24 protein-coding genes are annotated in these 24,138 nt (G+C 64.4%); 14 read left to right on the top strand and 10 right to left on the bottom strand.

Going from position 1 to position 24,138, the window contains the following annotated elements:
* Positions 1-4: 4 nt before the first annotated feature.
* The 8 genes from D6Z43_RS13915 to D6Z43_RS13950 all read left to right on the top strand — a co-directional run bounded on the left by D6Z43_RS13915 (position 5) and on the right by D6Z43_RS13950 (position 9,234).
* Entirely contained in the window at positions 5-1,429 is a 1,425-nt protein-coding gene (locus D6Z43_RS13915) for an alginate O-acetyltransferase (protein ID WP_120652766.1), read from the top strand.
* Positions 1,430-1,443: 14 nt separating this feature from the next.
* A complete protein-coding gene (locus D6Z43_RS13920; protein WP_120652767.1) occupies positions 1,444-2,541 on the top strand; it encodes a mannuronate-specific alginate lyase in 1,098 nt (365 codons plus the stop codon).
* Between the two features lie 177 nt (positions 2,542-2,718).
* A complete protein-coding gene (locus tag D6Z43_RS13925) occupies positions 2,719-4,212 on the top strand; it encodes an MBOAT family protein (RefSeq protein WP_120652768.1) in 1,494 nt (497 codons plus the stop codon).
* Between the two features lie 12 nt (positions 4,213-4,224).
* On the top strand, positions 4,225-5,373 hold the full coding sequence (locus tag D6Z43_RS13930; RefSeq protein WP_120652769.1) for an alginate O-acetyltransferase: 1,149 nt from the start codon (positions 4,225-4,227) through the stop codon (positions 5,371-5,373).
* 67 nt (positions 5,374-5,440) lie between these two features.
* Positions 5,441-6,085: an alginate O-acetyltransferase AlgF gene (locus D6Z43_RS13935; protein ID WP_120652770.1), complete on the top strand. Its 645-nt coding sequence runs from the start codon at positions 5,441-5,443 to the stop codon at positions 6,083-6,085.
* 134 nt (positions 6,086-6,219) lie between these two features.
* Positions 6,220-7,662, top strand: a complete 1,443-nt coding sequence (locus D6Z43_RS13940) for a mannose-1-phosphate guanylyltransferase/mannose-6-phosphate isomerase (RefSeq protein ID WP_120652771.1) — start codon at positions 6,220-6,222, stop codon at positions 7,660-7,662.
* A gap of 119 nt (positions 7,663-7,781) precedes the next feature.
* Complete coding sequence (locus D6Z43_RS13945; protein WP_120652772.1) at positions 7,782-8,246, top strand: multidrug transporter; 465 nt, start codon at positions 7,782-7,784, stop codon at positions 8,244-8,246.
* A 157-nt stretch (positions 8,247-8,403) separates the two neighbouring features.
* Positions 8,404-9,234 carry an SDR family oxidoreductase gene (locus tag D6Z43_RS13950; protein WP_120652773.1) on the top strand — a complete coding sequence of 277 codons (831 nt, stop codon included), beginning with the start codon at positions 8,404-8,406 and terminating at the stop codon, positions 9,232-9,234.
* Positions 9,235-9,260: 26 nt separating this feature from the next.
* Here D6Z43_RS13950 and D6Z43_RS13955 read toward each other — a convergent pair whose 3' ends face one another.
* The 3 genes from D6Z43_RS13955 to D6Z43_RS13965 are packed head-to-tail and all read right to left on the bottom strand — an operon-like array spanning position 9,261 to position 11,172.
* The gene (locus tag D6Z43_RS13955; RefSeq protein WP_120652774.1) at positions 9,261-10,028 is read right to left on the bottom strand and encodes a DNA-binding domain-containing protein; all 768 of its coding nucleotides are present in this window, start codon (positions 10,026-10,028) and stop codon (positions 9,261-9,263) included.
* Entirely contained in the window at positions 10,019-10,864 is an 846-nt protein-coding gene (locus D6Z43_RS13960) for a DUF692 domain-containing protein (RefSeq protein WP_120652775.1), read from the bottom strand. The genes D6Z43_RS13955 and D6Z43_RS13960 overlap by 10 nt, the downstream gene beginning before the upstream one ends.
* A 47-nt stretch (positions 10,865-10,911) precedes the next feature.
* Entirely contained in the window at positions 10,912-11,172 is a 261-nt protein-coding gene (locus D6Z43_RS13965; RefSeq protein WP_028628621.1) for a membrane protein, read from the bottom strand.
* Positions 11,173-11,346: 174 nt separating this feature from the next.
* Here D6Z43_RS13965 and D6Z43_RS13970 point away from each other — a divergent pair, with 174 nt between their 5' ends.
* The 3 genes from D6Z43_RS13970 to D6Z43_RS13980 are packed head-to-tail and all read left to right on the top strand — an operon-like array spanning position 11,347 to position 12,567.
* Positions 11,347-11,715: a hypothetical protein gene (locus D6Z43_RS13970; protein WP_120652776.1), complete on the top strand. Its 369-nt coding sequence runs from the start codon at positions 11,347-11,349 to the stop codon at positions 11,713-11,715.
* 21 nt (positions 11,716-11,736) lie between these two features.
* Positions 11,737-12,273 (top strand): GNAT family N-acetyltransferase, encoded by a 537-nt coding sequence (locus D6Z43_RS13975; protein WP_218569219.1) that lies wholly within the window; start codon positions 11,737-11,739, stop codon positions 12,271-12,273.
* Positions 12,274-12,333: 60 nt separating this feature from the next.
* Positions 12,334-12,567, top strand: a complete 234-nt coding sequence (locus tag D6Z43_RS13980) for a hypothetical protein (protein ID WP_120652778.1) — start codon at positions 12,334-12,336, stop codon at positions 12,565-12,567.
* Here D6Z43_RS13980 and D6Z43_RS13985 read toward each other — a convergent pair.
* Together D6Z43_RS13985 and D6Z43_RS13990 are read right to left on the bottom strand one after the other, a co-directional pair.
* On the bottom strand, positions 12,564-12,884 hold the full coding sequence (locus tag D6Z43_RS13985; protein ID WP_120652779.1) for a cupin domain-containing protein: 321 nt from the start codon (positions 12,882-12,884) through the stop codon (positions 12,564-12,566). The genes D6Z43_RS13980 and D6Z43_RS13985 overlap by 4 nt on opposite strands.
* Complete coding sequence (locus D6Z43_RS13990) at positions 12,881-13,786, bottom strand: DMT family transporter (protein WP_120655266.1); 906 nt, start codon at positions 13,784-13,786, stop codon at positions 12,881-12,883. The genes D6Z43_RS13985 and D6Z43_RS13990 overlap by 4 nt, the downstream gene beginning before the upstream one ends.
* A 147-nt stretch (positions 13,787-13,933) precedes the next feature.
* Here D6Z43_RS13990 and D6Z43_RS13995 point away from each other — a divergent pair, with 147 nt between their 5' ends.
* Positions 13,934-14,806, top strand: a complete 873-nt coding sequence (locus D6Z43_RS13995; protein ID WP_120652780.1) for a helix-turn-helix domain-containing protein — start codon at positions 13,934-13,936, stop codon at positions 14,804-14,806.
* Here D6Z43_RS13995 and D6Z43_RS14000 read toward each other — a convergent pair whose 3' ends face one another.
* From D6Z43_RS14000 to purL, 3 genes are all read right to left on the bottom strand, one after another.
* Positions 14,807-15,124, bottom strand: a complete 318-nt coding sequence (locus tag D6Z43_RS14000; protein WP_120652781.1) for a YqfO family protein — start codon at positions 15,122-15,124, stop codon at positions 14,807-14,809.
* Positions 15,125-15,294: 170 nt separating this feature from the next.
* Positions 15,295-15,555, bottom strand: coding sequence for a CDGSH iron-sulfur domain-containing protein (locus D6Z43_RS14005; RefSeq protein ID WP_120652782.1), 261 nt, complete (start codon positions 15,553-15,555; stop codon positions 15,295-15,297).
* A 168-nt stretch (positions 15,556-15,723) separates the two neighbouring features.
* Positions 15,724-19,620: a phosphoribosylformylglycinamidine synthase gene (gene purL, locus D6Z43_RS14010; RefSeq protein ID WP_120652783.1), complete on the bottom strand. Its 3,897-nt coding sequence runs from the start codon at positions 19,618-19,620 to the stop codon at positions 15,724-15,726.
* Positions 19,621-19,786: 166 nt separating this feature from the next.
* Here purL and mltF point away from each other — a divergent pair, with 166 nt between their 5' ends.
* Positions 19,787-21,250 carry a membrane-bound lytic murein transglycosylase MltF gene (mltF, locus tag D6Z43_RS14015; protein ID WP_120652784.1) on the top strand — a complete coding sequence of 488 codons (1,464 nt, stop codon included), beginning with the start codon at positions 19,787-19,789 and terminating at the stop codon, positions 21,248-21,250.
* A gap of 99 nt (positions 21,251-21,349) precedes the next feature.
* Here mltF and tadA read toward each other — a convergent pair whose 3' ends face one another.
* Together tadA and D6Z43_RS14025 are read right to left on the bottom strand one after the other, a co-directional pair.
* The gene (tadA, locus tag D6Z43_RS14020) at positions 21,350-21,841 is read right to left on the bottom strand and encodes a tRNA adenosine(34) deaminase TadA (RefSeq protein WP_120652785.1); all 492 of its coding nucleotides are present in this window, start codon (positions 21,839-21,841) and stop codon (positions 21,350-21,352) included.
* A 7-nt stretch (positions 21,842-21,848) separates the two neighbouring features.
* Positions 21,849-23,213 (bottom strand): multicopper oxidase family protein, encoded by a 1,365-nt coding sequence (locus D6Z43_RS14025; protein ID WP_120652786.1) that lies wholly within the window; start codon positions 23,211-23,213, stop codon positions 21,849-21,851.
* Between the two features lie 215 nt (positions 23,214-23,428).
* On the opposite strand from D6Z43_RS14025, the gene D6Z43_RS14030 reads away from it, so the two are divergent.
* Entirely contained in the window at positions 23,429-24,082 is a 654-nt protein-coding gene (locus D6Z43_RS14030; RefSeq protein WP_120652787.1) for an intradiol ring-cleavage dioxygenase, read from the top strand.
* The last annotated feature ends 56 nt before the right edge of the window (positions 24,083-24,138 follow it).

Genomic DNA, 24,138 nt, shown 5'->3' on the forward strand with positions numbered 1-24,138 from the left:
GATCATGCCCAGAATTTCCCGCAAATGGTTCACCCCTTCGGCCCTTGCAGCCGCCCTGCTGGCCGCCGCCCAAGGTGCGCACGCCGCGCCCGAGTTCAGCGTGCAGCGCACCGGGCCGCTCTGCGCCGCAGCGCAGAATCCGGCCAACTACAACACCAAGTACCTCAGCTTCTTCACCACCCTGGTTCAGGGTCAGGGCGACTGGCTGTTCCGGACCCAGTACGATCTGCGTACCGACTTCGGTACCACCCCCTTCGGTTGGAGCCAACTGAAGCGTCTGCGCGATGCGCTCAAGGCCAAGGGTGTGGAGCTGATGGTGGTCTACCAGCCCACCCGTGGCCTGGTGAACCGCGAGAAGCTCACGCCCGAAGAGAAGGCCCACTTCAACTACGAGCTGGCAAAGAAGAACTACCTGGCTGCCGTCGACCATTTCCGCAAGGCCGGCATCTGGGTCACCGACCTGTCGCCGCTCTTCGATGAGAAGGGCGTGGGCACCGACTACTACTTCAAGGCGGACCACCACTGGACGCCGGCCGGCGCCGACCGTACCGCCGCGCTTGTCGCCGAAACCCTGAACCAGATTCCCGGCTTCAGCGACATTCCGAAGAAGGACTACCAGAGCAAGGTGGTGGGCCTGCTGTCCAAGGCCGGCACCCTGCACAAGACCGCGGCCCAGTTCTGCGGCACCGGCTATGCCACCCAGTACGTCGACCGCTACGAAACCGAGGCGGCGGGCGATGGCGGCGACAGCCTGTTCGGCGACGAATCCAACCCGAAGGTGACCCTGGTGGGCACCAGTAATAGCGGTCCGGCCTACAACTTCGCCGGATTCCTGCAGCAGCACACCGGTGCCGAGGTGCTCAACATGGCGGTCAGTGGCGGCGGTTTCGAAAGCGCCCTGATGCAGTACATGAGCAGCCCGGAGTTCCATCAGAACCCGCCCAAGGTCCTGGTCTGGGAATTCGCCACCCACTACGACATGGCCGAAGCGAGTTTCTACCGCCAGGCCGTGCCCATGGTGAACAACGGCTGCGAAGGCCGGACGGCGGTGCTGAAGAACAAAGTCACGCTCAAACCTGGCGCCAACGAGGTACTGGTCAATGGCAAGGGCGCGCCACTGCGTGACCTGCGCGGAGGCGATTACCAGGTGGACCTGCGACTCAGCGATCCGTCCATTCACGACCTCAAGACCACCATCTGGTACCTCAACGGCCGACGCGAGAACTTCAAGCTGGAACAGAGCGACCGCATCGATACCGGTGGTCGCTACGCCTTCGAGCTGCGCAACGACCCCGACTGGGCCGATCTGAACATGCTCGCCCTGGAAATCCACAGCCCCGAACAAATGCCCCAGGATCTCAGCGTCGAGGTCAGCCTCTGCGCGCGTTCCGGCAAGGGCGGGGACAACCTCACGGCCAAGGCCGAGTGAGGAAGGAGGTACCCATGACTACCAGACCCTGGCTGATCGCTCCGCTGCTCGCGGGGATCCTGCTCGCCGGGCAAGGCCACGCCGCAGACCTGGTGCCGCCCAGGGGCTACTACGCCCCTGTGGATATCGACGCCAAGTCCGCCGGCACCTGCAAGGCGCCACCCACGCCCTATACCGCGAAGCTGGAGTTCCGCAGCAAGTACGAAGGCTCCGACAAGGCCCGCGCGACGCTCAACCCGAACGCGGAAAAGGCCTTCCGCGAGAAGACCGCTGACATCACAGAGATGGAGCGTGGCATCAGCAAGATGGTCATGGAGTACATGCGCAAGGGCCAACGCACCCAGCTCGAATGTTCCCTGCAGTGGCTGGGCAGCTGGGCCCAGGCGAATGCGCTGCTGAGCCCCCAGTACAACCACACCGGCAAGTCGATGCGCAAATGGGCGCTGGGCAGCATGGCCTCGGCCTACCTGCACCTGAAGTTCTCCGAGTCGCAGCCCCTGGCGCCCTACCGCGCCCAGACCCGGATGATCGAGTCCTGGTTCTCGCGCCTTGCCGACCAGGTCGTCCACGACTGGAGCGACCTGCCGCTGAAGAAGATCAACAACCACTCCTACTGGGCCGCCTGGTCGGTGATGGCCACCGCCGTGGCGACCAATCGCCAGGACCTCTTCGACTGGTCGGTGCAGCAGTTCCGCGTCGCCGCCGGCCAGGTCGACCAGGACGGCTTCCTGCCCAACGAACTCAAGCGCCGCCAGCGCGCGCTCGCCTACCACAACTACAGCCTGCCACCGCTGGCGATGATCGCGGCCTTCGCCCAGGCCAACGGCGTGGACCTGCGCGAAGCGAACGACGGCGCCCTGCGCCGCCTCGGCGAGAACGTGATCGCCGGCGTGGATGACCAGGAAGCCTTCGATGAGAAGACCGGCAACGACCAGGACATGAGCGAGCTGAAGAAACACGCCAAGTTTGCCTGGCTGGAGCCCTGGTGCTCGCTCTACCAATGCTCGGCCGCGACCCTCGAACGCAAAGAGGAGATGGGGCCCTACAAGACCTTCCGCCTCGGCGGGGATGTGACCCAGGTGTTCCATCCGAAGAAGGAGGGTGGGAGCTAAACCCCCGCTCGGACAGCCCCCTCTCCCCCTGGGAGAGGGTTGGGGTGAGGGCGGACGGACTCCACGCGGAGCCCAACATCCCTTACCCCCTGCCCCTCTCCCAATGGGAGAGGGGAGAAAAACGCCCCCGCCCCAACGTGGCGGGCCAGAAATCAAACGTTCAACGGAGAGACTCGGATGGTCTTTTCTTCAAACGTGTTCCTGTTCCTGTTCCTGCCGATCTTCCTCGGCTTGTACTACCTGGTCGGGACACGCTATCGAAACCTGTTGTTGCTGGTCGCCAGCTACATTTTCTACGCCTGGTGGCGCATCGACTTCCTGGCACTGTTCGCTGCGGTGACGGTGTTCAACTACTGGATCGGCCTGCGCATCGGCGCAGCCGGGGTGCGCACGAAAACAGCGCAGAAATGGCTGCTCCTCGGCGTAGTGGTGGACCTCTGCGTCCTCGGCTACTTCAAGTACGCCAACTTCGGCGTCGACAGCCTCAACGCCATCATCACCTCCTTCGGCCTGGAGCCCTTCGTGCTCACGCACATCCTGCTGCCGATCGGGATTTCCTTCTACGTCTTCGAATCCATCAGCTACATCATCGACGTGTACCGAGGCGACACCCCGGCCACGCGCAACCTGGTGGACTTCGCGGCCTTCGTGGCGATCTTCCCGCACCTGATCGCCGGCCCGGTACTGCGCTTCAAAGACCTGGTGGACCAGTTCAACCACCGTACCCATACGGTGGACAAGTTCGCCGAGGGCTGCACGCGCTTCATGCAGGGCTTCATCAAGAAGGTCTTCATCGCCGACAGCATTGCGCCCATCGCCGATCACTGCTTCGCACTCTCCGACCCGACCACGGGCGATGCCTGGCTCGGCGCACTGGCCTATACCGCGCAGCTGTACTTCGACTTCTCCGGCTACAGCGACATGGCCATCGGCCTAGGCCTGATGATGGGCTTCCGCTTCATGGAGAACTTCAACCAGCCCTACATCAGCCAGTCCATCACCGAGTTCTGGCGGCGCTGGCACATCAGCCTCTCCACCTGGCTGCGCGACTACCTGTACATCAGCCTGGGCGGTAACCGTGGCACCACCTTCCAGACCTACCGCAACCTGTTCCTCACCATGTTGCTGGGTGGCCTTTGGCACGGCGCCAACTTCACCTACATCATCTGGGGCGCCTGGCACGGTGCCTGGCTGGCCATCGAACGCGCGCTGGGCGTGAACGCCGCGCCCCGCGCGATCAACCCGCTGAAGTGGGTCTTCACCTTCCTGCTGGTGGTGATCGGCTGGGTGATCTTCCGCGCCGAGAACCTGGATGTTGCCTGGCGCATGTATGCCGCCATGTTCAGCTTCGGTGACTGGCAGCTCTCCGAGCTCAACCGCGCGCAACTCACCAGCCTGCAGATCGCCACCCTGGTGCTGGCCTACGTCGTGCTGGTCATCTGCGGCATCCGTCAGTTCTATGCCCAGCCACTGGCTGGCGCGCCAAAGGCCAAGGCCCGTGAGGACGACGACGGCATCGCTATCAATGCCGACGGCAGCGCCACCCTGCCCCGCGCCCGCATACAGATCGGCGCCCTGGCCTTCCACGCCGCTGTGCTCCTGCTGTTCGCCGCCTCGGTGCTGAAGCTCTCGGCGCAGAGCTTCTCGCCCTTCCTGTACTTCCAGTTCTGAGTGGAACCGACCATGAACAGAACCCTGAACCTGCTCTACATCCTGCTCTTCTGCGGCCTGCTGCTGGCGCTGAGCCTGTGGTCCATGCGCTCGATCCTCGGTTTCTCCGTGGCAAAGGAAACCAGCGTGCTGGATGGCAAGCTGGCCCTGGCCTTCGAGAAGCGCTACGACGAGGAATTCCCGGTCAAGCAACTGGGCACCAACCTCTGGGCCCTGGTGGACTACAAGCTGTTCGGCGAAGGCCGCCAGGGCGTAGTCATCGGCCAGGACGGCTGGCTCTACTCGGACGAGGAGTTCGACCCGGTAGCCGACGGCTCCCGTCAGGTCCGCGACAACCTTGCGCTGATCCAGGGCGTGCGCGACGAGCTGGCGCGGCACAATGTGGAACTGGTACTGGCGATCATCCCGTCCAAATCGCGCCTCTACCCCGAGCACGTCGGCGAGGTCACCCCCACTGCCCTGCGCCAGGACCTCTATGAGCGCTTCCGTGGTGCCGCGCGCAAGGCCGGGATCACCGCCCCGGACCTGCTCGCCACGCTGGAAGACGCCAAGAACCAGGGCCAGGTCTTCCTGCGCACCGACACCCACTGGACCCCGCTGGGCGCCGAAGTGGTGGCCGGTCGCCTGGGCCAGGCGGTGGGCCAGGCCATGAGCCTGCGCGGCACTCCGCAGCAGTACGTCACCGAGGTGGTGGGGAATGAGGACTACAAGGGCGACCTGACCCGCTTCCTGCCCCTGGACCCGCTGTTCGAAAACCTGATGCCGGCCCCGGACCAGTTGCAGAAGCGCGCCACCCGCAGCCAGGACGAAGCGAACGCCGGCGACGATGCCCTGTTCGCCGAGAACGATGTACCGGTCGTGCTGGTGGGCACCAGCTACAGCGCCAACGACCGCTGGAACTTCGCCGGCGCCCTGCGCCAGTCACTGCAGCGCGACCTGGTGAACCACGCGGAGGACGGCCACGGCCCGATCCTGCCGATGCTCAAGTACCTCAGGAGCGACGAACTGAAGGACGCCCCGCCGCAGCTGGTGATCTGGGAGTTCCCGGAACGCTACCTGCCGATGCTGAGCGACCTGTCCGAATTCGACCCCGAATGGGTCGCCAGCCTGCGCAAGGGTGTGGGTTCCGACGAACGCCTGGCTTCGCGCTCGGGCAACTGAATACCCCGTGAACGGGAACACAGGGCCGGACACGGCCCGATCAAGAGAGAAGATGGAGGTACACCTCATGAACCGACAGAACAACCGCAGCTGGACGTCTTATGCCTGCGCCCTGGTGCTCGGCCTCGGTGCCCTGCACGCCCAGGCCAACGAAGGTGGACTGTACGGCCCCCAGGCGCCCAAGGGCTCCGCCTTCGTCCGCGCCTACAACGCCGCCAGTAACGAGCTCAGCGTCAACGTCGGCAACACCGCACTGACCGACGTTCCGCCGCTCGGCTCCAGCGACTTCAAGTTCCTCCCGCCAGGCAACTACAGCGCCCAGGTCGGCAGCAGCAACCTCTCGGTGAAACTCGAGGCCGACCGCTACTACACCCTGGTCAACCAGACCGGCAAAGACCCGCAGCTGGTGGAAGAGCCGCCGTTCCGAAACAAGCAGAAGGCCCTCCTGCGCGTACAGAACCTGTCGGACGCCAAGCTCACCCTGAAGACTGCCGACGGCAAGACGCCAGTCGTGGCGGACGTAGCCCCGCAGGGTCGCGGCGAGCGCGAGATCAATCCGGTGAAAGTCGGCCTCGCCCTGTTCGACGGTGACAAGAAGGTCAGCGACCTCAAGCCCGTCTCGCTGCAGCGCGGCGAAGTGGTCTGCCTCTACATCACCGGCAGCGGCGGCAAGCTCTCTCCTGTCTGGGTCAAGCGCCCGGCGGAGTCCTGATTAGCAACGAAGAAACAACCGGCGCGGATTGAACCACGCCGGTACCTACCCGCCCCGCAGAGGGTGGGAAAAGAAAGAAATGTGATTTGTGGAAGCAGCGCCTACAACCCATGACTGAGTTAGGAGAAACACCCATGATTCCCGTGATCCTCTCTGGCGGTAGCGGCTCTCGCCTCTGGCCTCTTTCGCGCAAACAGTATCCCAAGCAGTTCCTCGCCCTCGCCGGCGACCAGACCCTGTTCCAGCAGACTCTTCAGCGCCTGAGCTTCGAAGGCATGCAGCCGGCCGTGCTGGTGGCCAACCAGGATCACCGCTTCATCGTCCAGGAGCAGCTCGATGCCATCGGCCTGCAACCCCAGGCCATGCTGCTGGAGCCCTTCGGCCGCAACACCGCGCCGGCAGTAGCGATCGCCGCCATGCAACTGGTCGCCGAGGGCCGTGACGAGCTGATGCTGGTGCTCCCGGCAGACCACGTACTGCGCGACCAGCAAGCCTTCCAGCAAGCCCTGGAACTGGCCACCAGCGCCGCCGAGAAGGGCGAGATGGTGCTCTTCGGCGTACCCGCCGAGCGCCCGGAAACCGGTTACGGCTACATCCGCAGCAAAGCCGACGGCGCCCTGCCGGAAGGCATCAGCCGCGTGGCGCAGTTCGTCGAGAAACCGAACGAAGACAGGGCCCGCGAGTACGTGGCATCCGGCGACTACTTCTGGAACAGCGGTATGTTCCTGTTCCGCGCCAGCCGCTTCCTGGAAGAACTCAAGCAGCACGATGTGGACATCTACGACACCTGCCTGCTGGCCCTGGAGCGCAGCAAGCGCGACGGCGTCGCGGTGAGCATCGACTCGGCCACCTTCGCCTGCTGCCCGGACAACTCCATCGACTACGCGGTAATGGAGAAGACTGCCCGCGCCTGCGTGGTACCGCTCTCCGCCGGCTGGAACGACGTGGGTAGCTGGAGCTCCATCTGGGAAGTGCACGAGAAGGACAAGAACGGCAACGTCACCAAGGGCGACGTGGTAGTTCAGGACAGCCACAACTGCCTGGTGCACGGCAACGGCAAGCTGGTCTCGGTGATCGGCCTGGACGACGTGGTGGTGGTCGAGACCAAGGACGCCATGATGATCGCCCACAAGGACCGCGTGCAGGACGTGAAGAAACTGGTCAACAAGCTGGACGCCGACGGCCGCAGCGAAACCCAGAACCATTGCGCCGTGTACCGCCCCTGGGGCTCGTACGACTCGGTGGACATGGGCGGCCGCTTCCAGGTCAAGCACATCACCGTGAAGCCCGGTGCACAGCTTTCGCTGCAGATGCACCACCACCGCGCCGAGCACTGGATCGTGGTTTCCGGCACCGCCCAGGTGACCTGCGACGACAAGGTGTTCCTGCTGACCGAAAACCAGTCCACCTACATCCCGATCGCCTCGGTCCACCGCCTGGCCAACCCCGGCAAGATCCCGCTGGAGATCATCGAGGTGCAGTCCGGCAGCTACCTGGGTGAAGACGACATCGAGCGTCTGGATGACGTCTACGGTCGCGCCCCGCAGTCCGCTACCGTACACAGCATCGCCCGCTGACCTGTAAGAGCCGGCTTGCTGGCGAAGGGGCAACCTTTCGCGAGCAAGCTCGCTCCTACATCGCCCTCGGCGGCCGTGGGCGCTCTTGCTAGCATGGAAGGCCTCACGGAGGTCTTTCCATGCTCATTGGCGCTGTTCTCTTCCTGACCTGGCTGGTCCTGCTGCTGCGCTACCCGGCCAAGGCCCTGCCGCTGTCCCTGGCGGCCGTGCTTGGCGTCGCCCTGATCGCCGTCTGGGTGCTCTGGGAAGAACGCGGCGAGGAACACCGCTTCGCCCGGCTCGATATCCAGCTCACCTACGCCCCGCAAACCTGCCCCGCCGACCGTCCACTGGAAATCCGCGTGCGCAACGGCGACGACGCGGTGCTGCGCGATTTCGCCTGGCAGGTCCAGGCCTTCCGCCCCGGCGATACCATCAACCTGGCCCAGCCCAGCTACGACCATCCACGCTACCTCGGCCCGTCCGAACTGCAGCCCGGTACCCAGTGGCAGGACTGCCTGGCCCTGCCGCCCATTCGCCAGGGTTATCGCGCACAATCCCTGGAGTTTCGCGCCGCCAATTTGCGTGGCAAATTCGTCGACTGAACTGACAGCGCCCCCTCCCCCGGCCCCTCTCCCGCTTGCGGGAGAGGGGGACAAGCAATCCGCGCAGACCTCGACGGTGGCACGGACGGCCCCCTCTCCCTTCAGGGAGAGGGCTGGGGAGAGGGCGAACCGGATGCCCCCCAGCAAAGGACTCGAGATGCCCAATCCCACCGCCCTGATCACCGGATGCTCCAGCGGCATCGGCCGCGCCCTGGCCGACGCCTTCAAGGCCGCCGGCTACAGCGTCTGGGCCACCGCCCGCAAGCCGCAGGACCTGGCCACGCTGGAAACCGCCGGCTTCGTCGCCGTGGCGCTGGACGTGAATGACCAGGCCGCCGTCGCCGCCCTTGCCGAGCGACTGGAACGGGAGGAAGGTGGTCTCGACGTGCTGGTAAACAATGCAGGCTTTGGCGCCATGGGGCCGCTGCTGGACGGCGGCGTCGATGCCTTGCGCAAGCAGTTCGACACCAACGTCTTTGCCCTGGTGGATGTGACCCGCGCCTGTTTCCCGCTGCTGCGTAAACGCCGGGGCCTGGTGGTGAACATCGGCAGTGTATCGGGCGTTCTGGTCACGCCCTTCGCCGGTGCCTATTGCGCCTCCAAGGCCGCGGTCCATGCACTCTCCGACGCCTTGCGCCTGGAGCTGTCGCCCTTCGGCATCGAGCTGATGGAGGTGCAGCCAGGCGCCATCGCCTCCAGCTTCGGTGCCAGCGCCACTCGCGAGGCCGAAGCCCTGATCGCCGAAGATTCCCCTTGGTGGCCGGTGCGCGAAGGCATTCGCGCACGAGCCCGCGCCTCCCAGGACAACCCCACTTCAGCCACAGACTTCGCCCGCACCTTGCTCGCTGCCGTACAACGCAAGCCCCGTCCGACGCTGGTGCGCATCGGCAACGGCAGCCGCGCCCTGCCGCTGCTGGCGCGCTGGGTGCCAAGAGGCGTGCTGGAGCGGGTGCTGAAGAAGCGCTTCGGACTGGGCGTCGAACTCTAGGAAAAGCCGGTCGGACGACGCCAGACTCAGCCTGCGCGCCTGACCACACCCTCACTTATCCACAGTTTCAGCCAGCCAGCCGCCAGCATCGGATCGCCGAGCTCCGCGCACAGGCCAGCAAAGCTCCAGCCCTGCGCCACCATGCCCAGCAATGCATGGCCTTCTTGCTCGGCAAGGCTGCGGTATTGCCCCACCAGCCCCTGACGCCAGACCAGGCACAGTTCGGCTCGCTCCAGCAGCTCGCTGCCAGGGAACTCGCGACCATCCTTCACCGCCCGCCACAGGGCCAGGCTGTTATGCCGACAAGGCACCCGCTGCACACTGGGCACCAGCGCCAGCTGCAGCTCGGGCCAGTCTTCAGCAGGCAAATGCGCCATCTGCTCCAGGGTCAGCGGCTCATCCGCCGGAGCATCGAAGGCCAGGGTGAAGGCCCACTCAAGCCGCGCCAGCTCGGCCAAGGGCGCGGACTGATCCGGCACCAGCCAGGACTCGATGAAATCGGCGAGACTCGCCCCCAGCCAGCGCAGGCTGAAATGCCGCGACGGATGGGCACGCAGGTAGGCGTGGGCCAAGGCCTCGAACTCATCGTCGCCGAGCCAGTGATGCAGTGTCGGGTAGTCGCCACGCAACGCCTCGACCAGCCGTGCGCGGAAGGCATGATGGTAAATCTGCAAGCCCTCCAGCGCGCCCAGTTCCGGGCCGCCACGAATGGCTGCGAGCAGTTCGGCGTCGGCTAGGTCGCATTCATCCAGCAAGTAGGCCTCGAAGCGCTGCTGAAATTCGCTCAAGCGCATACCACCTCCTTTCCCAGGGTGACGTCCGCCAGTTCCCGTGCCTTGCCCAACTCGGCCAGCAGCTCATCCAAAGGCGGCAGGTGGTCGTCACGCTCCAGCAGGGTGGCAACCGGCCCCAGGTGTTCAAGGGTGCGCTGGTAAAGCTGCCAGACCGGATCACAGATCGGTGCATCGTGGGTATCGATCAGGTAGTGGCCGTAGTCGCTATGACCAGCCAGGTGCAACTGGCGGATGGCGGTTTTCGGCAGTGCGCGGATGAAGTCCCAGGGCTCGAAACCCTGGTTACGCGCGCTGACGTACACGTTGTTCACATCCAACAGCAGTTCGCAGCCGCTGAGTTCCACCAGGGCGGCGAGGAATTCCCATTCGCTCATCTCGCTGTCGGCACAGCGCAGGTAACTGGAAACGTTCTCCAGCACCAGCGGCCGGCCCAGCGCGTCCTGCACCTGCCGGACCCGTTCGGCCACATGGGCCAGGCTCTCTTCGGTGAAGGGCAGCGGCAGCAAGTCATGGAGCTGGTGGGCGTTGCCACGGCTCCAGCAGAGATGATCAGAGACCCAGCGAGGCCTGATGCGCTGGGCAAGTGCCTTCAACTGCAGCAGATGATCGCGGTCCAGCGGGTGCGGGCCGCCAATGGACAGCGACACCCCGTGCATTACCAGCGGATAGCGCTCGGCAATGGCGTCCAGGTAGTAGAGCGGCTTGCCGCCGCCTACCAGGTAGTTCTCGGAGATCACCTCGAACCAGTCCACCGTGGGCTGTCGTTCGAGAACCTCCTGGTGATACTGGCTTCGCAAGCCCAGGCCGAAACCCAGGCTGGATGGGTGCTCATGCATGGCCGGTCTCCCTGGATCGGGGTGGCCCGCAGGCCACCCCAGCCTCATCAGGGACCGACCTTGCCGCCGGCGGAATTGCACTCGGCCAGCGTGGTGCTCTTGAAGCCCTGGCCTTTACAGGCACCCTGTCCCTTGCACGAGTTGTTAGCGGTCTTGCAGTCGTTCTGACCTTTGCAGGCGTTGATGCCGTAGCAGTGCACCATGGCTTCTTCGGCCATGACCTGGGTCGGCAGGCTGGCGAACAGACCGGCAGCGGCGAGGGCCAGGGCGACGCCGGCAGCGGTGGTGGTGGAAGTCTTGGTAGTCATTTTGTGCATCCTCGGGATGGTTGACTTTGGCCGGCTTGCTGCGCCGGACATAGAGATAGAGAACGCAGCCGAGCTAGCGTTACAGGCGTGGAAAAAAATTTGCGATACCACCTGAATCGGTTGCCCGGATAGCATTCGGCTACAGTTGCCACAGCCCAACAACGAGATCCCGTCATGTCGCTTACCTTGCGCTACGCCGTCGGCGGCGTGGCCCTGGCCATCGTCCTGAACCTGCTCCTTCGCAGCTTCGTGAAAATCGGCGGCATCTTCGCCACGCTGTTGATCGCTGCCGCCACGGCCGCCCTGCTGGCCCTCGCGTTCCGCCTCATCCAGCGCCGCTTACCCGAGCCCGGTGAGCGTTGGCGCATCGTGCTCACCTACGGCGGCCTGCTTGGGCTGCTATACCTAGGACTGCTAGCGATGATGACTCTGCAGGACACGCCCAGCCCCATGGGCGTACTGCTGTTCCTGGTCCATTACCTCTGTTATCCGGTGATGGCCGCATTGCTGCTGTCGGAGCGGGTATTCACGAAGGTCCGCTGACGGCCAACAAGGATGTCCACCATGAACTACCGCCCCTTGCGCGTGCCGGCCGATAGCGAGCGGCTCGCCGCTTTCGATGCCTCCTACATCACCTCGCACATCTGGCGCGTCGAGGCCGATGGCCTTGCACTGCGACTGGTCGAGGAGAAACTCGCCGAGCCCTTCCACAAGGCCTATGACGCCGCCGGGTTTCCCGATGATGTAGCCGATGCCGACTTCGCCCTTGCAGCCGAAGCCCGCGACGGCAGCCTCGCCGGTTTTGCATGCGTGCGCCTGGTGCCGTGGAACCGCAGCGCTGAACTGAGTGCGCTGTTCGTTGCACCGGCGCACCAGGGCCAGGGCATCGGTCGTGCACTGCTGGAAGGGGCCATGGCCTATGCCCGCAGCCAGGCGATGCGCTGCCTGTGGCTGGAGACCCAGACCAGCAACTACCCTGCCATCGGTTTCTACCAGCGCGCCGGTTTCACCTTCTGCGGGTTGAACACCATGCTTTACGATCCGACGGAAGTGGCGGCCGAGGAAATCGCCCTCTACCTGAGCCACCCGCTCAACGGCTGATTCGATGGAACCGCCGCTGCATCGCTCGCCACTAAGCAGAAGGCGTGCGAGGAATTGGCGATGGACTACCTGGACCTGCTGCAATGGCCGGCGATGCTGGTGACCGTCCTGGCTGCCTGGCTGATCGGCTCCAATCAGGAGTCACGACGCAATGTAGGTTTCTGGGTGTTCATGACGAGCAATGCGCTCTGGATCGCCTGGGGGCTGTACGCCCACGCCTATGCGCTGATCGTGCTGCAGCTCTGCCTCGCGGCGATGAACATGCGAGGGGTGAAGAAGACCCAGAACGACTAGATGCTCCCCTCCCGCTCGATCACCAGGACTCGGGCGGCGCCAATCGGATGGGCGACATGTTCGCAACCTACCTCGGCGAAGAAGATATCCCCTGCCCCTAGCAGTACCCGCAATTCATCGCCTTCCTCGCGATAACGCATCTCCACCTCGCCATCGAGTACGGCGAAGACTTCAGGCCCGTCGTTGACGTGCCAGACATAGGGCTGGTCGGTCCAGTGCAAACGCACTGTGGTTCCGCCCATATTGACCAGATCCATCGCGCCCCACGCCCGCTCCGCGGTGAAGTCTCGGCTGCGTACCACGCGCCCGGCGCTCATGCGCGACCCGCCGTGGCAGCAGCCGGCATGGACGTCTTGGGCTTGCGGAACACCAGTACGTTACCCGCCATCACGAGGCCCAGCCCGAACAACGCGGGCAAGGTCCATTGGTAGCCTTCGACGAAGGCCGAGATGTTCAGCGCCACCACCGGGAACAGCACGGTGCAGTAGGCGGCGCGCTCCGGGCCCATGCGTCCCACGAGGGTCAGGTAGGCGGTGAAGCCGATCACCGAGCCGGGAATCGCCAGGTAAAGCAAAGAGCCGACGTAGCGGGTGTTCCACTCCATGCCAAAGGGCGTACCGCTGACCAGGCACCAGGCGGCCAGCATCAGGGCACCGTAGAACATGCCCCAGGCGTTGGTGGTCAACGGCTTGAGTCCGGCTTTCTGCTGCAGGCTGGAGAGCATGTTGCCGGCGGAGAAACACAGTGTGCCGAGCAGCGCCAGGCCAAGACCGATGAAAGTTTCACGGCTGGCGGTGTGGTGAGACAGCTCTGGCCAGAACAGCAAGCCCAACCCCAGCAGGCCAAGACCGCCGCCACCGAGCACGTTGGGTGCAATGCGCTGGCCAAAGAAGATTCGTGCATTAAGGGCGTTCCACAGGGTGGCGGTGGAGAACACTACGGCGATCAGCCCGCTGGGTATCCACTGGCTTGCGGTGTAGAAGCACATGAAGTTGACACAGAACAGGCACAGGCCCTGGGCCAGGCAGATCATCTGCGCTCGACCATCGAGCTTCTGCAGGCGCCGGCTGATCAGGAGCAGGGCGAACAGCACCGCGGCGGCCAGGGCGAAGCGGTAAGCGATCGACGCAGGAATGGCGACGCTGCCCATCTGCAGCTTGATGGCGATCCAGGTAGTGCCCCAGATCAGGACGGTGAGCAGGTAGAGGGACAGGTTCATCACGGCGACTCCGGTTTCGACGGAACCAGTCTCCATCCACCACCTGCCACCCGCTTGCACAAACTTGCGCTTATCTCGTCGGATGGCTGCCCGTCGGTTTACACGCGCGCTAGGATGAACTCCATTCGTACACCGGCCGCTCCGTCCATGTCGTTACTCGAACAGAATCAGGTCTTCCAGTCCCTCAGCAGTTCGCCTCATGCTCGCCTTGAGCACAGCGCGGAGCTGGGTGACGGCCTGGGCGCGGCACTCTGGAGCAACCACCACGACGCGCGGGAATACCAGGGGCCGAAAGTCCACACCCTGTCCTGCTACCTGGAGGGCGGCACCGGCACCTACCGCCGCGAGCGGCCGGATACCAAGGGCGCACCGGGCAAGCTGTGCATCCTGCCGGCCGGCCACGAATCATCCTGGGTGATCAACGGCGAGATCCGCCTGGCGCATCTCTATTTCAGCGCGGAGCACTTCGCCCAAGCGGCGGTGACCCTGCTGGACCGCGAACCCCGCGAACTGCAATTGTGCGAGCGCACCTTCCTCGATGACCCACAGCAGGCGCAGAACTTCCATCAGTTGGTCCGCCTGGACTGGGACGAACCCGGCGAGCGCCTGCGCGCCACCAGCCTGGCGCACGAGATGATCCATCACAGCCTGCTGACTCAGGTGGGAATGCGTGAAGGGCTGCGACTGAAAGGTGGATTGGCGCCGGCCTTGCGCAAGCGCCTGGCGGACTACATCGAGACCCGCCTGGCCGAGCCCATCAGCCTGGGCGAGTTGGCGACCTTCTCGGCGCTGTCGGAATATCACTTCGCGCGAATGTTCCGCGAAAGCTTCGGGATGCCGCCGCACCAATATGTGCTGGCGCGACGCTTGGAACGGGCGCGCAAGCTGCTGCGTGAGACCGAGCTGCCCCTTGGCGAAATCGCCCTGGCCTGCGGCTTCGCCAGTGCCAGCCACTTCAGCAATCGCTTCCGCTCGGCGGTTGGCGGCACGCCAGGAGCTTTCAGGGCCGCATTTCGCTGATCAGAACACCAGGTCGGACAGGCGCCACACTTCGAAGGCCGGCGTTTCGTATGGGTGAGCCTTCTTCAGTGCCTTGACCGCATCGTGGATGAGCTCATCGGCCACCACCATTTCCACTTTCCATTCCGCCACCTGCTCGACGATCCCGGACTGGCCCAGGTAGGGATTGCTACCCTCCAGCGGACGGAACTGTCCCTGGCCGAGCGCCTGCCAGCAACAGCTGTCATAGGCGCCGATACGCCCGCCGCCAGCGGCGAAGATGGACTTTTTCACAGGTTCCAGATGGCTCTCCGGAACGTAGAAACACAGCTTGTACATCGGGTCCTCCGCGTGGCTCCGAATACGGGTTCATGCCAGGAAATGATGTCACGAATGATGGCATTTTGACGTCATATTGCCGAGGCACGGTTCACATACGGCGATTTGGACCCGTAGCGCAGCAATGCGTTCTGCGTGGGGATAGTGCGTCTGGTGATAAAGGTGAAGTGCTACTCACCTTTCCAGAAGCGCCGCCAGCGCTGGCCGAGGCTGGGTGTGGGCGGGCTGTGACTGCCATCGCACCACGGCAGCCGCGCGGACAGGCCACAGCGGCAGAGCAGTAACCGCTGCTCGCGACGAGCGGTCAGGTCGAAGCCGTCAGAGCAAGAGGAAGGACAATCAGGCAGCTGTGGCGAACGACCACAGCGGCAGAGCCGGCAGCGATCGCCGGGTTGGAGCAGGCGGACTTCAGGAAGAATCGGGTCCGGCATGGGTGAGGCTCGAAAACAAAAAAGGCGGGAGAAGATTGCCTTCTCCCGCCTTTCACTGTCGATGTCCGAGTGGGCCAATCATGCGGAGCTGGCTGAAACGCCCTCTCCCGCCCTTCGGGCACCCTCTCCCCGGGGGAGAGGGTCATCAGAACGGCCTGCAGCCGGCTATCAATCCACCCAGACGCGGGCGTTGCGGAACATGCGCATCCAGCCGCCGTCTTCCTGCCACTCGTCCGGGCGCCAGGAGTTCTGCACGGCACGGAACACGCGCTCCGGGTGCGGCATCATGATGGTCACACGGCCGTCACGGCTGGTAAGGCCGGTGATGCCACGGGGCGAGCCGTTCGGGTTGGCCGGGTAGGTCTCGGTGACCTTGCCGTGGCTGTCGACGAAGCGCATGGACACGCAACCGGACAGGTCGGCTTCCAGCAGTGCTTCTTCGCTTTCGAACTCGGCGTGGCCTTCGCCGTGGGCGATGGCGATCGGCATGCGCGAACCCGCCATGCCACGCAGGAAGATCGAGGACGACTCCTGAACCTGAACCATGGCCACGCGCGCTTCGAACTGCTCCGAGCGGTTGCGCACGAAGTGCGGCCAGAACTCGGTGCCGGGAATCAGCTCGTGCAGGTTGGACATCATCTGGCAACCGTTGCACACACCCAGGGCGAAGCTGTCCTTGCGCTCGAAGAACGACTGGAAGCCATCACGGGCACGGGAGTTGAACAGGATCGACTTGGCCCAGCCCTCACCAGCGCCGAGTACGTCGCCGTAAGAGAAGCCACCGCAGGCCACCAGGCCCTTGAAGTCTTCCAGGCTGACGCGGCCGGCAAGGATGTCGCTCATGTGCACGTCGATGGCAGCGAAACCGGCGCGGTCGAAGGCGGCGGCCATTTCCACCTGGCCATTGACGCCCTGCTCGCGCAGGATCGCCACCTGCGGACGCGCGCCCTTCTTGATGTAGGGCGCGGAGATGTCCTGATTGACGTCGAAGCTGAGTTTGACGGACAGACCGGGGTTGTCTTCCTCCAGTAGCGAGTCGAACTCCTGATCGGCGCAATTGGCGTTGTCACGCAGGCGCTGGATGCGATAGCTGGTCTCGGACCATTGGCGCTGCAGCATGCGGCGCTCACCGCCGAACACGGCTTCACCATTGAAGCTGATGGCAACGTTGGCGCCATTGACCGGCTGGCCGATTACCGCGACGCAGTCGCCGAGGCCGGCGGCGCTGAACTGGGCCAGCACTTCCGGCGTGGCGTCCTGGCGAACCTGGATGACCGCACCCAGTTCTTCGTTGAACAGCACGGCAGCCAGGCCTTCACGGTTGTCCGCCAGGGCGTCCAGGTAGATGTCCAGACCGCAGTGGCCGGCGAAGGCCATTTCCAGCACGGTGGCCAGCAGGCCGCCGTCGGAACGGTCGTGATAGGCCAGCAGGTGGCCATCGGCGTTCAGGCCCTGGATCACGGCAAAGAAGGCTTTCAGGTCTTCGGCGTCGTCTACGTCCGGGGTCTGCTGGCCGAGCTTGCTGTAGACCTGGGCCAGGATGGAACCGCCCATGCGGTTCTGGCCACGGCCGAGGTCCACCAGAATCAGGTCGGTTTCGCCCTTGTCCAGACGCAGCTGCGGGGTCAGGGTCTGGCGCACATCGCTGACTGGCGCGAAGCCAGTAACGATCAGCGACAGCGGCGAGGTGACGGACTTGTCCGCACCCTCGTCCTGCCAGCGGGTCTTCATGGACATGGAGTCCTTGCCCACCGGGATGGTGATGCCCAGTGCCGGGCACAATTCCATGCCAACGGCCTTGACGGTGTCGTACAGACGGGCGTCTTCACCCGGGTGGCCGGCAGCGGCCATCCAGTTGGCGGAGAGCTTGATGTCACCCAGCTTCTCGATCTTCGAAGCAGCCAGGTTGGTGATGGTCTCGCCAATGGCCATGCGGCCGGACGCAGGGGCGTTCAGCAGGGCCAGCGGGGTGCGCTCGCCCATGGCCATGGCTTCACCGGTGTAGACGTCGAAGCTGGTGGCGGTGACAGCGCAGTCGGCTACCGGAACCTGCCAGGGGCCGACCATCTGGTCGCGGGCCACCAGGCCAGTGATGGTGCGGTCGCCGATGGTGATCAGGAAGTTCTTGCTGGCCACGGCCGGGTGATGCAGTACACGACTGACGGCGTCATCGATGTCCAGCTCGGCGGCGGCGAAATCATCGCCCAGCTCGGCTTCGCGGCTGACCGAACGGTGCATGCGCGGCGGCTTGCCGAGCAGGACTTCGAGCGGCATATCCACCGGTTTATTGCCGAAGTGGCTGTCGGCCACGGTCAGGTGCGGCTCCTCGATGGCCTCGCCGACCACGGCGAACGGGCAGCGCTCGCGTTCACAGATGGCCTTGAAGCGCTCGAAGTCGGCGGCGTCCACGGAGAGCACATAGCGCTCCTGGGACTCGTTGCACCAGATTTCCAGCGGGCTCATGCCCGGCTCGTCGTTGGGCACGGCGCGCAGTTCGAAGCGACCGCCACGGCCACCGTCGTTGATCAGCTCCGGCAGGGCGTTGGAAATACCGCCGGCACCCACGTCGTGGATGAACTTGATGGGGTTTTCCGAACCCATCTGCCAGCAACGGTCGATCACTTCCTGGCAGCGACGCTCCATTTCCGGGTTGTCGCGCTGTACCGACGCGAAATCCAGGTCGGCGGAGCTGGAGCCGGTAGCCATGGAGGAAGCAGCGCCACCGCCAAGGCCGATGAGCATGGCCGGGCCGCCGAGGACGATCAGCTTGGCGCCGATGGAGATTTCGCCCTTCTGCACGTGCTCGGCGCGGATGTTGCCCATGCCGCCGGCGAGCATGATCGGCTTGTGATAGCCGCGCACTTCTTCACCGTGGGGGGTGTCGATGGCTTGCTCGAAGGTACGGAAGTAGCCGGTCAGGGCCGGACGGCCGAACTCGTTGTTGAACGCGGCGCCGCCCAGCGGGCCTTCGATCATGATGTCCAGCGGGGTGACGATGCGCTCGGGCTTGCCATAGGGCTTTTCCCAGGGCTGCTCGAAACCGGGGATCTGCAGGTTGGAAACGGTGAAGCCGGTCAGGCCCGCCTTGGGCTTGGCACCACGGCCGGTAGCGCCTTCGTCGCGGATCTCGCCACCTGAGCCGGTGGAGGCGCCGGGGAACGGGGCGATGGCGGTCGGGTGGTTGTGGGTCTCCACCTTCATCAGGATGTGCACGGGCTCCTGGGTGGCACCGTACTGACGGGTTGCCGGGTCCGGGAAGAAGCGGCCGGCGGTAGAACCCTCGATCACCGAAGCGTTGTCCTTGTATGCGGACAGAACGCCTTCACGGTGCATTTCGTAGGTGTTCTTGATCATGCCGAACAGGCTCTTCTCCTGCGCCTGGCCGTCAATGTCCCAGCTAGCGTTGAAGATCTTGTGGCGGCAGTGCTCGGAGTTCGCCTGGGCGAACATCATCAGCTCGACGTCGTGGGGATTGCGACCCAGATCGTTGAAGCTCTTCACCAGGTAGTCGATTTCGTCCTCGGCGAGCGCCAGGCCCAGTTCGACGTTGGCCTTTTCCAGCGCAACGCGGCCACCACCGAGAATATCCACAGCGGTCAGCGGCTTGGGCTGGGCGTGGCTGAACAGGCCGGAAGCCTCTTCCGCGCCGGCCAGCACCAGCTGGGTCATGCGGTCATGCAGGCTGCTGGCGATGAGCTGCGCGTCGGCGTCGCTGAACTCGCCTGTCACGTAGTAGGCGATAGCGCGTTCCAGGCGCTCGATCTTGGCCAGGCCGCAGTTACGAGCGATGTCGGTGGCCTTGCTCGACCAGGGCGAGATGGTGCCGAAGCGCGGCACTACCAGGAACAGGCGGCCGCTGGGCTCCTGAACCGGGACGCTGGGGCCGTACTTGAGCAGGCGGGCCAGGACTTGCTCTTCCTCCCCGCTGAGTACGCCAATCACTTCGGCGAAGTGGGTGAACTCGGCGTAGAGTCCGCTGACGGCGGGGACCTTCTGGGTCAGTTGCTCGAGCAGTTTGCCGTGGCGAAAAGCGGAAAGGGCGGGAGCACCGCGCAGGATCAACATCTTCGGGACAGCCTCTGGGGAAGGGGTGTGCTTGGAGGCCGTGCATTCTAGCGCAAAGCGCCGCTTTCCGGCACCTCTGAAGGTGCCTCGCGTCGCCCGACAGCTAGCAGAGAAGATGCCCGCTGTCGAGATATGGCGCCCGCCAGGCTTTGCGTATACTCCGTGGATGCTAAATAACCACGTGTTCGGCACACGTCGGGCGTTCTGGGCCCTGGCCACCGGATTCTTCCTGATGCTCGTCGGCTGCAAACAGCCCACCACCCTCGAGCGCGTTCAGGAGGAGGGTGTGCTACGCGTGATTACACGCAACAGCCCCGCCACCTACTTCGAAGATCGTAACGGCGAAACCGGATTCGAGTACGAACTGGTCAAGCGATTCGCCGACGACCTGGGCGTCGAGCTCAAGATCGAAACCGCCGACAAGCTGGATGATCTGTATTTCCGCCTGGGCCAGGCCAACGGCCCGGTCCTGGCCGCCGCAGGTCTGGTGGCCAGCGACGCGCGCAAGAACGACGTGCGCTTTTCCCACTCCTACCTGGATGTCACCCCGCAGATCATCTACCGCAACGGCGAGCGTCGCCCTACCCGTCCAGAAGACCTGGTGGGCCGCCGTATCCTGGTACTCAAGGGCAGCAGCCATGCAGAGCAACTGGCGGCGTTGAAGGCCACCCTGCCGGGACTGAAGTACGAGGAATCCGACGAAGTCGAAGTGGTCGACCTGCTGCGCATGGTCGACGAGGGGCAAATCGACCTGACCCTGGTGGATTCCAACGAGCTGGCGATGAACCAGGTCTACTTCCCCAATGTACGCGTGGCCTTCGACCTGGGTGACGCCACCAGCCTGGCCTGGGCCATGGCGCCAGGCGAAGACGACAGCCTCTACAACGAGGTCAACGCCTTCCTCGGCAAGGCTCGCAAGGACGGCACCCTGCAGCGCTTGAAAGATCGCTACTACGGCCATGTCGATGTACTCGGCTACGTCGGCGCCTACACCTTCGCCAAGCACCTGCAGCAACGCCTGCCCAAGTACGAGCAACACTTCCGCCTGGCTTCGCAGAAAAACGACGTGGACTGGCGCCTGCTGGCGGCCATCGGCTATCAGGAATCCCTCTGGCAGCCCACCGCCACCTCCAAGACCGGTGTGCGCGGCCTGATGATGCTGACCGAGGGCACGGCCAAGGCCATGGGCGTGTCCAACCGGTTGAATGCCCAGCAGAGCATCCATGGCGGCGGCAAGTACTTCACGCTGATCAAGGACGGTCTTTCCGAGGATCTCAAGGAGCCGGACCGTACCTGGTTCGCCCTGGCCGCCTACAACATCGGCATCGCCCACCTGGGTGACGCCCGCAAGCTGGCTGAGGCCGAGGGCCTGAACCCGAACAAGTGGCTGGACGTGAAGAAGATGCTGCCGCGCCTGTCGCAGAAGCAGTGGTACCGCAAGACCCGTTATGGTTATGCCCGCGGCGGCGAGACCGTGCACTTCGTACAGAACATCCGCCGCTACTACGACATCCTCACCTGGGTAACCCAGCCGCAAATGGAAGGCAGCCAGTTGGCCGAGAATGCCAGCCACCTGCCTGGCATCAACAAGACTCGTCCGCCGGAAGACCAGCAGGACGAGAAGCTCTGAGCCGCCCCTTCCGGCCAAGAAAAAGCCCGCATCAAGCGGGCTTTTTCATGTCGGACCATCACCTGACCTTGACCGGACCGCCTGTCGCAAGCTTCCGCCTCAGGCGTCCTTGCGCGCAGCTCGACGGGCCTGGAAGAAACCGGAGAGCATCTCGCTGCACGCCAGCGCCAGCACGCCACCTTCAACCAGCACACGGTGATTGAGAAATTCCTGGTCGAAGAACTGGCCACGGCTGACCACCACGCCCGCCTTGGGTTCTGTGGCGCCGTAGACGACGCGGGTTATCCGCGAATGGACGATGAGCCCGGCGCACATGCTGCAGGGTTCGAGCGTAACGTACAGCGTGCTGCCTACCAGACGATAGTTCTCCAGGCGGCTGGCAGCATCGCGCACCGCCACCATCTCGGCATGGGCACTGGGGTCATGGCCGGAGATCGGGCAATTGAACCCGCGCCCGACGATCTCGCCGTCCTTGACCAGCACCGCGCCTACCGGCACCTCCCCCAGCGCCGCGCCCTGCTGGGCCAGGGCGAGGGCTTCGCGCATGAAGTGTTCGTCGCGGCTGCGGTCGATGATCTGGGGCTGGCGCATGGCAGGTTCAGACAACCTCGATGGCGGCCATCAGGCCGGTTTCCATATGGTCGATGACGTGGCAGTGGAACATCCAGACACCCGGGTTCTCCGCCACCAGCGCGATGCGCGCGGTCTCGTTCTTGCCCAACAGGTAGGTGTCGGTGAAGTAGGGAATGATCGACTTGCGGTCCGAGTCCAGCACCTTGAACGCCATGCCGTGCAGGTGAATGGGATGCAGGTACTGAGCCATGTTGCGCAGCTCGAAGATGTAGTGGCCATCCTTCCTCAGCCTGGCAATGGGACGATCCGCGCAAGTCTTGTCGTTGATATCCCACGCCTTGCCGTTGATCTGCCAGTAGTTGCTCGGCCGTCCGGCGGCGCTGGCCAGGGTGGCGGCCCACTCGAAGTTGAAGCGCAGCACCTGGGCTTTCTCCAGGTCGGGCTCGGGTACCGGGTTGTCCGGTAGCGGCGCCGGCCAGTCGCCCGGTGCTTCACTGCTGGCCACGCTCTTCAGCGTCGCCAGGCGCAACGGACCATTGCGCAGGGGCAGTTCGGTACCTTCAGCCGGCACCTTGATCGCCAGCTCGATGCGCATGCCCGGCCCCAGCCAGTACTCCTTGCCCAGGTCGCGCGGCTTCACCGGATGGCCGTCGAGGGAATAGATGCGCGCTTCCGCCCCCGGCATGTTGAGCCGATAGGTAACGGTGCTGTCCAGGTTCAGGATACGCAGACGCACCACTTGCCCCGCGGGCAGCTCGATGGTCGGGAGCGACTTGCCGTTGATGGTACTCAGGCGACCACGGGTACCTTCACGGGCAGCCTCGCGGGGAACGCTGAAGGCGGTGAAGGCGCCTTCCTGGTCCACATGCCAGGTCTTCAGGCTGAGCACTTTTTCGTGTTTGAAGCCAGAAGGTTCACGCTCCTCGACGATTAGCGGGCCAACCAGGCCGCGCCCCAACTGATGGGCACTGGACAAGTGCGGGTGGTACCAGAAGCTGCCCGCGTCGTCGGTCTTGAAGCGATAGTCGAAGTACTCGCCGGGCAACACCGGCAACTGCGAAACGTAGGGGACGCCGTCCATCTCCAGGGGCACACGGATGCCATGCCAGTGGATCGTGGTTGGCTCTTCGAGCTTGTTGATGAAGCGCACCCGCAGCCAGTCCCCCTGGCGCGAGCGCAGTTCCACGCCAGGCGCCTGCCCGCCATAGGCCCAGGCAGGCGTGGTGTGGCCGGGAACCAGTTCGAGGTCCAGCGGTGCGGCGATCAGTTCGTAGTCGTGGGTCTTTGCATCCAGGGTGCGGCCCAGCCAGTAGCGGGCACCACCGGCGCCAAGGCCAACAACGCCGAGGCCGGCCAGGCCGCCGAGAATCTGTCTGCGAGTGAAGGACATGGGGGTCAGGCTCCTCTGGGGAAGAACAGGGCTGTCCCATCGGCTAATCGAACCAGCCTCTGTCGGGCTGGCTTTGGGGCGCACAAGATACACCCGGGAACTGTGAAAGATAAGTGAAAGCATCTGCATTGGCCGCGACCGATGGGCGCAGCAGTCGTTTCGTGCCAGGTCTAGGATGAAAGAGATGTCCCGACTCTCTTCAGAGGAGCGTCTCCGTGCATCCTACCCGCCGCCAACTGATGCAATTCGGTCTTGGCGGCCTGGTGTTGTTGAGCTGGCCGAGATTCAGCCTGTCCGATAACACCAGGGCCTGCCATCTCAGCCCGGAGCAGACCGCCGGGCCCTTCTATCTGGAAGATGCGCTGTTGCGCCAGGACATCACGGACGGCAAACCAGGCACTGCGTTGCGACTGCAGTTCGAGGTGCTGCAACTGGACGGCTGCCATCCCCTGGGCGATGCCGCCCTGGAAATCTGGCACTGCGATGCGCAGGGCGCCTATTCGGGCGCAGGAAGCGACTCTGCGAGCCGCTTCCTGCGTGGCGTACAGATCACCGACGACGACGGCCGCGCAGAATTTCGCAGCATCATCCCTGGCTACTACCCCGGCCGGACCAACCATGTTCACCTCAAGGTGCATCTCAGTGAACGGGATATCCACACCGGCCAGCTGTACTTCCCCGAGTCGGTCATCCGCCCGGCGATGGCGAAAGCGCCCTACTCCCTCCCCGGCCAGGACTGGACGCGGCTGGAGCAGGACTACATCTTCCGACGTCAGCAGGGCGAGCAGTCAATGGCCGAACTGGTCGCGGACGGCGACGGCTTCATCGCGCGCCTGACTCTGGTGGTCGATACCCACGCCAATGCGTAGGTTGGGCAGCTCCGCAGGGTGCGCCATGAGCACCAGGATTCCCATGCGGACAAAAG

Source organism: Pseudomonas sp. DY-1 (assembly GCF_003626975.1).
In the GTDB taxonomy this organism is placed as follows: domain Bacteria; phylum Pseudomonadota; class Gammaproteobacteria; order Pseudomonadales; family Pseudomonadaceae; genus Metapseudomonas.